This is a genomic window from Pseudomonas sp. SAR267 (genome assembly GCF_052077595.1).
In the GTDB taxonomy this organism is placed as follows: Bacteria; Pseudomonadota; Gammaproteobacteria; order Pseudomonadales; family Pseudomonadaceae; genus Aquipseudomonas; species Aquipseudomonas vlassakiae.
In genome coordinates, this window is sequence record NZ_JBQIHU010000001.1 from 3,363,091 (window position 1) to 3,376,497 (window position 13,407).

At 63.6% G+C, this 13,407-nt stretch carries 9 protein-coding genes; 2 read left to right on the top strand and 7 right to left on the bottom strand.

Going from position 1 to position 13,407, the window contains the following annotated elements; genetic code table 11:
• The first annotated feature begins 26 nt into the window (after positions 1-26).
• Positions 27-920: a LysR family transcriptional regulator gene (locus ACTORR_RS15965; protein WP_054884235.1), complete on the top strand. Its 894-nt coding sequence runs from the start codon at positions 27-29 to the stop codon at positions 918-920.
• Positions 921-1,002: 82 nt separating this feature from the next.
• Complete coding sequence (locus tag ACTORR_RS15970; protein ID WP_054884236.1) at positions 1,003-1,776, top strand: ParA family protein; 774 nt, start codon at positions 1,003-1,005, stop codon at positions 1,774-1,776.
• Here ACTORR_RS15970 and trxC read toward each other — a convergent pair.
• The 7 genes from trxC to betI all read right to left on the bottom strand — a co-directional run bounded on the left by trxC (position 1,773) and on the right by betI (position 13,230).
• Positions 1,773-2,207 carry a thioredoxin TrxC gene (trxC, locus tag ACTORR_RS15975; RefSeq protein WP_054884237.1) on the bottom strand — a complete coding sequence of 145 codons (435 nt, stop codon included), beginning with the start codon at positions 2,205-2,207 and terminating at the stop codon, positions 1,773-1,775. The genes ACTORR_RS15970 and trxC overlap by 4 nt on opposite strands.
• 129 nt (positions 2,208-2,336) lie before the next feature.
• On the bottom strand, positions 2,337-3,797 hold the full coding sequence (selO, locus tag ACTORR_RS15980) for a protein adenylyltransferase SelO (protein ID WP_262108164.1): 1,461 nt from the start codon (positions 3,795-3,797) through the stop codon (positions 2,337-2,339).
• Positions 3,798-3,958: 161 nt separating this feature from the next.
• Positions 3,959-7,267 (bottom strand): mechanosensitive channel MscK, encoded by a 3,309-nt coding sequence (gene mscK, locus ACTORR_RS15985; protein WP_054884239.1) that lies wholly within the window; start codon positions 7,265-7,267, stop codon positions 3,959-3,961.
• 35 nt (positions 7,268-7,302) lie between these two features.
• Entirely contained in the window at positions 7,303-9,045 is a 1,743-nt protein-coding gene (locus tag ACTORR_RS15990) for a potassium/proton antiporter (RefSeq protein WP_313365574.1), read from the bottom strand.
• A gap of 246 nt (positions 9,046-9,291) precedes the next feature.
• On the bottom strand, positions 9,292-10,989 hold the full coding sequence (gene betA / locus ACTORR_RS15995; protein ID WP_054884241.1) for a choline dehydrogenase: 1,698 nt from the start codon (positions 10,987-10,989) through the stop codon (positions 9,292-9,294).
• Positions 10,990-11,066: 77 nt separating this feature from the next.
• The gene (gene betB, locus ACTORR_RS16000) at positions 11,067-12,539 is read right to left on the bottom strand and encodes a betaine-aldehyde dehydrogenase (protein ID WP_054884242.1); all 1,473 of its coding nucleotides are present in this window, start codon (positions 12,537-12,539) and stop codon (positions 11,067-11,069) included.
• A gap of 37 nt (positions 12,540-12,576) precedes the next feature.
• Positions 12,577-13,230, bottom strand: coding sequence for a transcriptional regulator BetI (gene betI, locus ACTORR_RS16005; RefSeq protein WP_054884243.1), 654 nt, complete (start codon positions 13,228-13,230; stop codon positions 12,577-12,579).
• Between the last annotated feature and the right edge of the window lie 177 nt (positions 13,231-13,407).

Consider the following 13,407-nt stretch of genomic DNA (forward strand, 5'->3'; position numbering starts at 1 on the left):
GTTTAGCGACCTGATTGGAGCCGATCATGGAACTGCGCCATTTGCGTTACTTCATCGCCGTTGCCGAAGAGCTGCACTTCGGCCGTGCGGCCCAGCAACTGGGGATCTCCCAGCCGCCGTTGAGCCAGCAGATCCAGGCACTGGAACAGGAACTGGGCGCCCGCCTGTTCGAGCGGACCAATCGTCGGGTCGAGCTGAGCGAGGCGGGTCGCCTATTCCTTGAAGAGGCGCGCCAGGTGCTGGCGCAGGTGGAGAAGGCGGCCGATGTGGCGCGCCGTGCGCAGCTGGGTGAACTGGGTGAGATGAAAATCGGCTTCACCTCGTCGGCGCCGTTCACGTCGAAAATTCCCAAGGCCATTCATGCCTTTCGCCAGCGCTTCCCTGCAGTGCACCTGAACCTCAAGGAAATGAGCAGCCGGGATGTTGCAGAAGGGGTGTTCGACGAATCCATCGAAGTCGGTCTGATGCGGCCGATGCCGCTGCCGGAGGGCCTGGTGGCCACGGAGCTGTTCCGCGAGCCGCTGGTGGCAGTGATCAATGCCTCGCATCCATTGGCGCAAGGCACGGAACATGGCGTGCACATGGCCGCCCTGGCCCATGAACCGTTCGTGTTCTTCCCGCGCAGCTATGGCAGCGGGCTGCATGCCCAGTTGTTGAGCCTGGCGCGCCAGGCCGGGTTCAACCCCCATTTCGCCCAGGAAGCGGGGGAAGCGATGACCATCATCGGCCTGGTGTCGGCGGGGCTTGGGGTCTCGGTGCTGCCGGCATCGTTCCAGCGCATGCGCATCGAAGGCGTGGTGTACCGCACACTGCTGGATGAAGGGGCGATGTCGGCAGTGTGGCTGGTGCAGCGTGAACGTGGCGGTTCGGCGATGGCCCGGGCGTTTGCCGAGTTGCTGACGGGACTGATGGCGGCCTGAGCCGGCGAACGGGCAAATGGCACTGGCCATTGCCGCTGCGCCGCCACATACTCGGGCATTCGTTGATACACGGAGGTCAATCATGCGGCGCGTGGTGTTCAATCAGAAAGGTGGCGTGGGCAAGTCGAGCATCGCTTGCAACCTGGCGGCTGTGAGTGCCAGCGAAGGTTATCGGACCTTGCTGATCGACCTGGATGCCCAGGCCAACTCGACCCAGTACCTCACCGGCCTCACCGGCGACGATATCCCCATGGGTATTGCCGACTTCTTCAAGCAGAGCCTGTCCAGCGGGCCGTTCAGCAAGAAGAACAAGGTCGATATCTACGAAACCCCGTTCGACAACCTGCATGTGGTCACCGCCACGGCGGAGCTGGCCGACCTGCAACCCAAGCTGGAAGCCAAGCACAAGATCAACAAGCTGCGTAAGTTGCTCGACGAGCTGGACGAGGACTACGACCGGATCTACATCGACACGCCGCCAGCGCTCAACTTCTACGCGGTTTCCGCATTGATCGCCGCTGATCGCGTGCTGATTCCCTTCGACTGCGACAGTTTCTCGCGCCAGGCACTGTACGGCCTGCTGGCTGAGATCGAAGAGCTCAAGGAGGACCACAATGAAGACCTTCAGGTTGAAGGCATCGTGGTCAACCAGTACCAGTCCCGCGCCAGCCTGCCTCAGCAGATGCTCGAAGAGCTGCTGGGAGAAGGGCTGCCGGTGCTACCGGTGTACCTGGGCAGCTCGGTGAAAATGCGTGAATCGCACCATGCCAGCCTGCCGCTGATTCACCTGGAGCCGCGGCACAAGCTGACGCAGCAGTTTGTAGAACTGCATTCACTGCTTGAAGAAAACGCTTAGACCCCTTGGCTACGCACCCACTCCAGCAACGACTGGAGTGGGAACGCCCCGGCCTGGCGGCTGATTTCGCGGCCGTTCTTGAACAGGATCAGGCTTGGGATCGAGCGGATACCCAGCTGCCCGGCCAGGTTGCGGTGGGCTTCGCTGTCGAGCTTGGCCAGGCGGCAGCGGCCGCTGAGTTGGCGGGCAGCCTGTTCGAAGGTCGGGGCGAAGGATTTGCAGGGGCCGCACCAGTCAGCCCAGACGTCGATCAGCAGCGGCAGGTCGCCCTTGATCTGGCTGGCGTAGTTGGCTTCGCTGAGTTCGAAAGGCTGGCTCAGCAGCACGTCCTGTTTGCAGCGGCCGCATTTCGGGGCGTCACCCAGGCGCGCCGCCGGCAGGCGGTTGAGGCCGTTGCAGTGGGGGCAGGGGATTACCAGTGGGTCGGACATTTCTTCTCCTTGAGATTTTTGGGTCTGCTGCGCAGCCCTTTCGCGACACAAGGCCGCTCCTACAAGGATTCGCGCCGTTCTGTAGGAGCGGCCTTGTGTCGCGAAAGGGGCGCGCAGCGGCCCCAGGATTTATGAAGAACAGCTGATTTCCAAATGTTTGCCCCACTCCGGTGGGCGCTCGGCATAGGCCTGCATGCCAGCTTGCTCCTCGAACGGCTTGCTCAGCACCTGGTGCAGGCGTCGCACCTCACTGTAATCCCCCGCTTCGGCCGCTTCGATGGCCTTCTGCGCCAGGTAGTTGCGCAGCACGTACAGCGGGTTCACCGCATGCATGCGCTCGCGACGGCCTTCGGCATTGCCCATCTCGCGCTCGCAGCGGGCCAGGTAATCCGCGGCCCAGGCATCGAAGCCGGCGAGGTCGATGAAGTCGTCGCGCACTGCTTTCAGCGCCTCGGCGACGGGCTGGTCGCCCAGCTTGCGGAAGAATAGGTTGTAGTCCACGCCACCGCTCTGCATGCGCTGCAGCAGGCGCTCGACCAGCGCCATGTCGTCGTCTTCTGCAGTGGTCATGCCCAGGCGCCGACGCATGAGGTCGAGGTAGTGCGCCTGATACAGCGGCAGGAACAGGCCCAGCGCTTCCTTCAGCGGTTCCACCTCGATCACCGTGGTCAGGGCCTGGGCCAGGGCGCTGAGGTTCCAGTGCGCGATCGGCACCTGGTTGGCGTAGCTGTAGCGGCCACGGTCGTCGGAGTGGTTGCAGATGAAGTTGGCGTCGAAATCGTCGAGGAAGGCGTAAGGGCCGAAATCGAAGGTGATACCGAGGATCGACATGTTGTCGGTGTTCATCACCCCGTGGCAGAAGCCATAGGCCTGCCAGCGGGCGATCAGCTCGGCGTTGCGCTCGACGATGGTGCGGAACATAGCCAGGTAAGGCTGCTCGGCATCGCGGCATTCGGGGTAGTGCTGCTCCAGCACGTGGTCGATCAGCACGCGTTGCTGTTCCGGCTGCTTGGTGTAGTAGAAGTACTCGAAATGCCCGAAACGCACATGGCTCTGCGCCAGGCGGGTGAGCATTGCCGCGCTTTCGCGGGTTTCGCGCCACACCGGGGTGCTCGAGCCGATCACGCACAGGGCCCGGCTGCTGGGGATGCCCAACGCGTGCAAGGCTTCCGAAGCGAGGAACTCGCGGATTGACGAGCGCAGCACGGCGCGGCCGTCGCCCATGCGCGAGTAAGGCGTCTGGCCGGCGCCCTTGAGGTGCAGGTCCCAGTGCTCGCCCTGGTCATTCAGCACTTCGGCCAGCAGCAGGCCGCGGCCGTCACCCAGGCGCGGGTTGTAGGAACCGAACTGGTGGCCGGAATAGACCATCGCCCGCGGGTCGGCCTCTTGCCACAGCTTGTGACCGCTGAACAGCTCGGCGAACAACGGCAGATCGGCCTGGTCCGGGGCAAGGTCGAGCAGGCTCATGGCCGCCTCGCTCGCCACCACCAGGCGCGGCTCGGCGATCGGCTCGGGCAGGACCTGGGTGGAGAACGCATCGCCCAGGCGGGCGAAGCGGTTGTCGAAGGTGAGTTGGTCGAGGGCTTTCACGGGCTGCTCCTGGAGATCGGTGCCAAGGGGCCGCTTTGCGGCCCTTCGCGGGCAAGCCCGCTCACACAGGTAATGCGCGGTCCCTGTGGGAGCGGGTTTACCCGCGAACGAGGGCGTAGCCCTCGCAAGGATTCAGCACAGAATAAAGCATTCGAGCCCACTCAGGCCGGTGCAGTGCCATCCGGTTTAGGTTGCTCCGTCGGGATCAGCTGCTGCTTGCCGCCTTTGGGGTCCATCAGGAACACTTCGACCTGGCGTACCGAGATCTTGATGTTGTGGGCCTTGAACTCGCGGTTGATGTAGCGGTTGATCTCGTCCAGCGTCGGGTTGCGGTCACCAAGGTCACGTACGTGCATGCGCAGTTCGTGGTCCAGCGAGCTCTCACCGAAGTTCAGGAAGTACACGATCGGTTCCGGGTCCTTGAGCACGCGTGGGTTCTCGTGGGCACCCTTGAGCAGCAGGTCGCGCACCAGGTCGAGGTCAGAACCGTAGTCGATGCCCAGCTTCAGCGTCACCCGCGTGACCGTGTCGGTCAGCGACCAGTTGATCAGCTGGCCGGTGATGAAGGTTTTGTTGGGGACGATGATGTCCTTGCGGTCGAAGTCGGTGATGGTGGTGGCGCGGATGCGTATCTTGCTCACGGTGCCGGACAGGTTGCCGATGGTGATGGTGTCGCCGATCCGCACGGGGCGCTCGAACAGGATCATGATGCCGGAGATGAAGTTGGCAAAGATCTCCTGCATGCCGAAGCCCAGGCCCACCGACAGCGCCGCTACCAGCCACTGCAGCTTGTCCCAGCTCACCCCGAGGGTCGACAGGGTGCTGACGATGCCGACACCGACGATGGTGTATGACAGCAGCGTGGTGGTGGCATAGGCGCTGCCCTGGGCCAGGTTCAGGCGCGACAGCACCAGCACTTCCAGCAGGCCCGGCAAGTTGCCCGCCAGGGCGAAGGTGATGCCGACGATCACCAGCGCACCGAGCAGGTCGCCGAGGCTGATCGGCACCATGCTGGCGGCGGCCCCGGTACCGCTGGTGTACTCGTACAGGACGAAATTGTTGAGGTAGGCAAAGACCGAGATCAGGTCCGACCAGACCCAGTACAGGCCCGCGATGAAACCACCGAGCAGGGCCAGGCGGATCAGGCGCAGCGACTGCTGGTTGACCTGTTCGATGTCCAGGGTCGGCTCTTCTGTGATGACTTCGCCATCCAGCCCTTCCTTGGCAGCCTGGCGCTTGCTCAGCGCGCGCTGGTAGGCCAGGCGCCGTGCAGCGACCGACAGGCCGCGGACAAAGGCGGCCTCGATGACCAGCCAGAACAGCAGCAGGTAGAGGGTATAGATCAGCCGGTCGGTCAGTTTCAGTGCGGTGTAGTAGTAGCCGAAGCAGACGGCCACGAACAGCGCGATCGGCAGCGCGGTGAAGGCCACCCCGACGGCCCTGCGGAACAGCGACGTGTCGCGGTGCGCCGGGCTGCTCAGCAGCAAACGGCTGAGCAGCCAGGCCATCAGTGCGTAGCAGGTCAGTACCACGCCGATGCCGAGCACGTCGTCGGCCAGGGCCGAAGGCTGGTGCTCGGCGACTGCCACCACGCCAACCAGCGCCAGCACCACGGTGCCCAACCGGCGTACCCAGCCGCGCAGGAATTCGACCTGCGGTTTGTGCCAGCGGAAGTGGACTTCCGCCACGCCGCCAGGCGCGAGGATGCGGTAGGCGGTGTAGAACACCAACCAGGCCTGGGCCAGTTGCCACAGCGCCGCGCCGAGGTTGGCGTTCTGCCCGCGGGCGTCAATCTGCAGGGCATAGCTGCACAGCGCCAGGCCCAGGCTGACCGGCATCGCCAGGAGGATGTTGATCAGAATGGCCTGGGGGGTGTGCCACTGGCTGTCACGGCGGAAGTGGCCGATGTCCTGGTGCACCTTGCCCAGCCGTTGGTAGAGGTACTTGCGCCGCCACAGCAGGGCGCCGATCGCCAGCAGCAGCGGCAGGAACAGCAGCGGCCGCTGGCTCAGGCCGTCGGCCAGTTCCTTTATGCCCGAGCCCCAGGGCAGGCTGGCAACCTGTTCGGGGAAGCGTTCCGGCACCAGGCGCAGCCAGTCCCAGTCCAGCGGCTTGTTGCTGGGGATCCAGAACATCTGTTCGTCGAGGGTGTTTCGCAGGCCCTGAGCGGTGCCCAGCAGCTGCTTCTGGTTGAGCTGCAGGGTGATCGATTCGTTGAGCAGCGCCGACAGCTCGCGGTTCAGGCGTTCGAGCAGGTCGCTGCGGGTGATCGCCACTTCCAGCAGGGCCTTGCGCAGTTGCGGCGTGACGTCTTCCTGCGGCTGGCTGGCCAGCAGCTTGTCGACGTAGGCCACCGGGTTGCTCATCTGCTCGCGCTGCTGGTTGATCTCGAACTGGTAGAGGCGGATATCGGCGATCTGGTCGGCCAGGTCGCGGTCGAGCTTCAGGTGCGGCAGTGCTTGCTTCTGCTTGTAGAGGATCTTCGACAGCAGCAGGCTGCCCTTGAGCACGTTGATCTGCTCATCCAGTGCCTGGTCGGCCTGGGTCAGGCTGTCGAGCTGCTGCTTGGTGCGCAGGTTCTGCTGGGTCAGCTCGTTGAGGCGGTCGGTGCTTTTCAGCAGATAGTCGGAGAGCTTCAGGTTGGCCGCGCTCTCGGTGGCCAGCAGGCTGCTGCCGCCGGCCTTTTGCGCTTCGATCGACTGCTGGGTAACGGCTTCCTGGGACTGGGCCAGGCGTTTTTCGTTGATCAGCGTCTGCAGGTCCTGGATTTCCTGCTCCAGACGCGCGGCGCGTTCGATCAGCAGGTCATGGCGGGCGTTGCCGAGGTCTTGCAGCAGGCCGTTACCGGCCAGCTCCTGGCGGCGTAGCAGGGTCAGCGCGTTGAGCGAGGCCAGTTCGGCATTGAGCTGGTTGCGCTGGTCGGCGTTGATCGGCTTGCCGCCGTCCTTGCCGCTCTTGAGGCTGCTGTTGATCTGCTGGGTGCGGGTCTGGTTGTTGCTGATCTCGGCCTGGGCCCGTTCGGGGCGGGTCTGCGAGTTGATGATCAGGCTGTTGGCTTCGGACAGCGCCTTCTGCAAATCACCCTGCTGGGTGTTGCGTTCGCTGAGCATCTGCTCGAGCTGTGGCACGCTCAGGCTGGCATAGCGCTGGGCGACCGGCTGGGGCTTGCTTTGCTTGAGCTTGGCCAGTTCCTTCTGGCTGTCGCTGGTTTCCTTGGGGGCGCTGGCCAACTGCTGCTTGAGCGCGGCAAGCTTCTTCTCGCTGTCTTCCTTGCTGTTGAGCAGGTTCAAGGTCTGCTCGAGCACCTGCTGCAGGGCCTTCTGGTCGGCCTCGGGCAGCTTGCGCTCGGCGATCTTGTCGAGGCTGTTCTGGATGCTGGCGGTGGTCGGGGCTTCTGCCGCGTTGACCGCGAAAGAAATGGACAGGCACAACCCCAGCAGGGCTGTGCGAAGGTACACGCGCAGGGACATAGGCAGACTACTTGTGGATCAGGCAGAAACGGAGTTTAGAGGAACAATCCTGGTCCGGGTCGCGTTCCTTCGGGGAATCTGACGCCGACTTTCTGGATCTTGTTCCCGTCCATGGTCGCCACGGTCCAGATCGTGCCGTGCCATTCGACCTGGTCGCCTACTACTGGAGCGCCTCCGACCTTCTGTCGGATGAACTGCGCCAGCGGCATTTTCGCGTCCAGGCCATCCAGTTTGAGGCCATAAAGTGCGGCCACCGCGCCCAGTTCGGCATCGCCTTCGAGCACGAAGTCGCCAAAGAAACGCAGGTCCAGACCGCGCTGCGGTGCCTGGCTGAACAGCTTGCCCAGCGCCGGAAGGTTATGTTCGTGGCCGATCACGCAGAGCATGTCGCCTACCTCCAGTACCGTACTGCCGGACGGGTGCAGCAGTTGTTCGCCCCGGAACAGCGCGGCGATACGCGTGCCTTCGGGCATCTTGAGCTCGCGCAGGGCGGCGCCGATGCACCATTTTTCCGCACCCAGGCGGTAGACGAACAGCTCCCACTCGCTGGTGATGTGCACTTCCAGCGCAGAGCGGGAAATCGGCGACGGGTCTGGCGGTACGGTGACCTTCAGCAGCTTGGCCATCCACGGCAGGCTGGTGCCTTGCACCAGCAGCGACACCAGCACGATGAAGAACGCCAGGTTGAAGAACAGCTGGGCGTCAGGCAGGCCGGCCATCAGCGGGAACACCGCCAGAATGATCGGCACCGCGCCGCGCAGGCCAACCCAGGAAATGAAGCCTTTCTCACGACCATGGAAGGCTTTGAACGGCAGCAGGCTGGCGACTACCGACAGAGGGCGCGCCACCAGGATCATCCACAGCGCCAGGCCCAGCGCGGGCAGGGCGATCGGTAGCAGGTCGTGGGGCGTGACCAGCAGCCCCAGCACCAGGAACATGCCGATCTGGGCCAGCCAGGCCATGCCGTCGAGCATGTGCAGGATGCCGTGGCGGCTGCGGATCGGCTTGTTGCCCAGCACCAGGCCGCACAGGTATACGGCAAGGAAGCCGCTGCCGTGCAGGGCATTGGTCAGCGAGAACACCACCAGGCCGCCGGCGACCACCAGAATCGGATACAGGCCGCCGGCCAGGTTGATGCGGTTGACCAGCTGCAGCATCACCCAGCCGCCACCCAGGCCAAGCAGGCCGCCAATACCAAACTCACGCAGCAAGTGGCCCAGAAGGCTCCAGTGCAAGCCAGTCTGGCCGCTGGCGATCATGTCGATCAGGGTGACGGTGAGGAACACCGCCATCGGGTCGTTGCTGCCCGATTCGATTTCCAGCGTGGCGGTAACCCGCTCGTTCAGGCCTTTGCCGCCGAGCAGCGAAAACACCGCGGCGGCGTCGGTGGAGCCGACGATGGCGCCGATCAGCAGGCCCTGGATCAGGCTCAGGTTGAACAGCCAGGCAGCTACCATGCCGGTTAGCGCGGTGGTGATCATCACGCCGACGGTGGCCAGGGACAGTGCCGGCCACAAGGCCACGCGAAAGCTCACCACCCGCGTGCGCAGGCCACCGTCAAGGAGGATCACGGCCAATGCCAGGTTGCCCACCAGGTAGGCGGTCGGGTAGTTGTTGAAGATGATGCCGCCACCATCGACACCGGCGACCATGCCGACGGCGAGAATGATGACCAGAATGGGGATGCCCAGGCGCGAAGACAGCGAGCTGACCAGGATGCTTGCGCCCACCAGCAATGCGCCGATCAAGAACAGGCTGTTGATGGTGCTGGCATCCAAAGGCAGGTACTCCGGGATATCGCGGGAAGGGGGCTTGGCTCCTTGACTTGGCAAGTCGCGTGCCAACTGATTCTAACCTGATGAATTGGCAGGCTGTAAAGCGTTTCTGCAGATGTGCAAAAGGCACCTCGAAGGGTGCCTTTTGTGGAGTTGCCTATGCGGGCCCTTTCGCGGCTAAAGCCGCTCCCACAGGTACTGCACAATCCGTGTGGGAGCGGCTTTAGCCGCGAAGGGGTCGGTGCAGGCTCACGCCTGCTTCACTTCACGCATTGGCTTGCCTTTGACCGGTGCACCGTTGGCCACGTAGTACTTGGCGGTGCTGCGCGGCAGCGGCTTGCGGTTGCGAATCTTGTCCGAGATCTTCTCGGCGATCATGATCGTGGTGGCATTGAGGTTGCCGGTGATGATGATCGGCATGATCGACGCATCGACCACACGCAGGCCCTTCATGCCGTGCACGCGGCCTTCGCCGTCGACCACGGCCATCTCGTCGGTGCCCATCTTGCACGAGCAGGACGGGTGGAAGGCGGTTTCGGCGTGTTCGCGGATGAACTTGTCCAGCTCTTCATCCGTCTGCACGTGCTCGCCCGGGCTGATCTCGCGACCGCGGTACGGGTCCAGCGCCGGCTGGGCCATGATTTCGCGGGTCAGGCGGATGCCGTCACGGAACTCCTGCCAGTCCTGCTCGGTGGCCATATAGTTGAACAGGATGCTCGGGTGCTGGCGCGGGTCCTTCGACTTGACCTGGATGCGGCCACGGCTTGGCGAGCGCATCGAGCCCATGTGTGCCTGGAACCCGTGCTCTTTCACGCCATTGGAGCCGTTGTAGTTAATGGCGACCGGCAGGAAGTGGTACTGGATGTTCGGCCATTCGAACTCCGGACGGGTGCGGATGAAACCACCCGCCTCGAACTGGTTGCTGGCGCCGATACCGGTACCGTTGAACATCCACTCGGCGCCGATGGCCGGCTGGTTCCACCACAGCAGCGACGGGTACAGCGACACCGGCTGGGTGCAAGCGTACTGCAGGTACAGCTCAAGGTGGTCCTGCAGGTTTTCGCCGACGCCCGGCAGGTCGTGTACCACCGGGATGTCGAGGCTTTCCAGCAGGGCGCGCGGGCCAACGCCGGAACGCTGCAGCAACTGCGGCGAAGCAATGGCGCCGGAGCTTACGATCACTTCCTTGCGGGCGCGGGCTTCGACGCGCTCTTCGCTGTCGCCGACCAGGTAAGTCACGCCAATGGCGCGCTTGCCGTCGAACAGTACGCGGTCAGTCAGGGCGTGAGTGACGATGGTCAGGTTCGGGCGCTTCTTGGCCTGGTCCAGGTAGCCACGGGCGGTGCTCGAACGGCGGCCCTGCTTGGTTACGGTGCGGTCCATCGGACCGAAGCCTTCCTGCTGGTAGCCGTTGAGGTCTTCGGTGCGCGGGTAGCCGGCTTGCACGCCGGCTTCGACCATGGCGTGGAACAGCGGGTTGTTACCGGCCTTTGGCGTGGTCACGCTGACCGGGCCTTCGCCGCCGTGATAGTCGTTCGGGCCGATGTCGCGGGTTTCGGCTTTGCGGAAGTACGGGAGGCAGTCGAGGTAGGTCCAGTCTTCCAGGCCTGGCAGTTTCGCCCAGCCGTCGAAGTCCATGGCGTTGCCACGGATGTAGCACATGCCGTTGATCAGCGACGAGCCACCCAGGCCCTTGCCACGGCCACATTCCATGCGGCGGCCGTTCATGTGCGGCTCCGGGTCGGTCTCGTATGCCCAGTTGTAGCGGCGGCCCTGCAGCGGGAAGGCCAGGGCGGCGGGCATCTGGGTGCGGAAGTCGAAGCGGTAGTCGGGGCCACCGGCTTCCAGCAGCAGTACGGTGACGCCGGCGTCCTCGGTCAGGCGAGTCGCCAGGGTGTTACCGGCGGAGCCTGCTCCGACGATGATGTAATCGAATTCTTGGGACATGAAAGTACCCTCGTGTTGGCGGTGATCAGGGAGCGGAAACGCCCGTGCGGTGGCAACGGGCGTGGCGGGACAGGGCCTTAGAAGACCGAGTTGTAGCCGCCCAGCTCGACCTGGACCGACTTGATGCGCGTGTATTGAGCCAGCGAGCTGACGCCGTTCTCACGGCCGACGCCCGACTGCTTGTAGCCGCCAACCGGCATTTCGGCTGGCGATTCGCCCCAGGCATTGATCCAGCAGATACCGGCTTCCAGCTGGTGGATGATGCGGTGGGCGCGGGAGATGTCGTTGGTGCAGACACCGGCGGCCAGGCCGTAGTCGGTGTCGTTGGCGCGGCGGATGACTTCTTCTTCGGTTTCGTAGGTGAGGATACTCATCACCGGGCCGAAGATCTCTTCCTTGACGATAGTCATGTCGTCGGTGCAATCGGTGAACACGGTCGGGGCCACGAAGGCGCCTTTGGCGAAATCACCGGCAGTCAGACGCTCGCCGCCGCACAGCACGCGGGCACCTTCTTCTTTACCTTTGGCGATGTAGCCAAGCACGCTTTCCATGTGCTGGAAGCTGACCAGCGGGCCGAAGTTGGTGTTCTCGTCTTCCGGGTTGCCAACGCGGATGCGGGCAACGCGCTCGGCGATCTTGGCTTCGAAGGCCGCTTTCATTGCCGCCGGGATGAACACGCGGGTGCCGTTGGTGCAGACCTGACCGGAGCTGTAGAAGTTGGCCATCATGGCGATGTCGGCGGCCTTGTCCAGGTCGGCGTCGGCGCAGATGATCAGTGGCGACTTGCCGCCCAGTTCCATGGTGACTTCCTTGAGCGACGAGCTCGAGGCGCTGGCCATGACCTTCTTGCCGGTGGTGGTGCCGCCGGTGAAGGAGACTTTTTCGATGCGTGGGTGCTCGGTCAGCCAGGTGCCGACTTCGCGGCCGCTGCCGGTCAGGACGTTGAACACGCCATTCGGCAGGCCGGCTTCGGTGTAGATCTCGGCCAGTTTCAGGGTGGTCAGCGAAGTGACTTCCGACGGCTTGAAGATCATCGCGTTACCAGCGGCCAGGGCCGGGGCGGATTTCCACAGGGCGATCTGGATCGGGTAGTTCCACGCGCCGATGCCGACGGTTACGCCCAGCGGCTCGCGGCGGGTGTAGACGAAGGACGATTCGCGCAGGGGGATCTGCTCGCCTTCGATGGCCGGTACCAGGCCCGCGTAGTACTCCAGCACGTCGGCGCCGGTGACGATGTCGACGTAGCGGGTTTCCGAGTACGACTTGCCGGTGTCCAGGGTTTCCAGCATGGCCAGTTCATCGTTGCGCTCGCGCAGGATGTCGACGGCACGGCGCAGGATGCGCGAACGCTGCATGGCGGTCATCGCGGCCCAGACCTTCTGGCCGCGCTCGGCGCTTTCCACAGCCTTCTCGACGTCGGCCTCGGTGGCACGTTGCACGTGGGCGAGGACTTCGCCGGTAGCCGGGTTGATGGCTTCGAAGGTGGCATCGCTGCCAGCGTCGACGTAAGCACCATCAATGTAGAGTTTTTGCGTTCCGAAACGGGCCATAGTGTCCTCGCAAGTGCAGTGTGTGGTTGGCTGCGCGTCACGCTCCTGCCGGGTGGGCAAGGGTGCGCGCTTGATCAGCGGCCTGGTCGTCTGTGTCCAGGGTGTGCTGTTTAGCCAGTTGTAGATCCATGTATTCGTATGCAATCCGTATCGCCTGGTGGGTGTCGAATGCATCTCCCGACAGGGCACCACGCAGCCACAGGCCGTCGATCAGGGCTGCCAGGCCGCGGGCTGCCTTGCGCGCATGGTAGAGCGGCAGGGCGCGGCGGAACTGGCAGCACAGGTTGGAATACAGGCGGTGATCGTTGATCCGCTGCAACCTGTGCAAATCGGGCTGGTGCATGCTGGAAGCCCAGAAGGCCAACCAGGTTTTCATTGCCGGGCCGTTCACCTGGCTGGCATCGAAGTTGCCCTCGATGATCACTTTCAGGTGGGCGCGCGGGCTGTCGTCCGTCAGGGCCTGGCGACGTGCTCTAACGCCTTCGTTGAGCATGTTCATGATGTAACCCATCGTCGCTGCGATCAGGCCGTTCTTGTCCCGAAAGTAGTGACTGATGATGCCGTTCGACACACCGGCCAAACGGGCAATCAGCGCAATGCTGGCGTCACCCAGTCCGACCTGATCGACCGCCTGCAATGTGGCTTCGATCAACTGCTGGCGGCGGATGGGTTGCATACCGACCTTGGGCATCTTGCTATCTCCTCAGGCCTGCGAGCAGACGACAGGCGGCTGACTCGGCGAAGGCCAGTCTATTTTGTTTTGATTGAACGTTCAATCAATAAAGAATAAGCTCTGCGACAATTTGTGCCATTGACAGTCTTTCAGGCGGTCGAGAAGGCACGGATTGACACCCCAGGAAATCGCGTA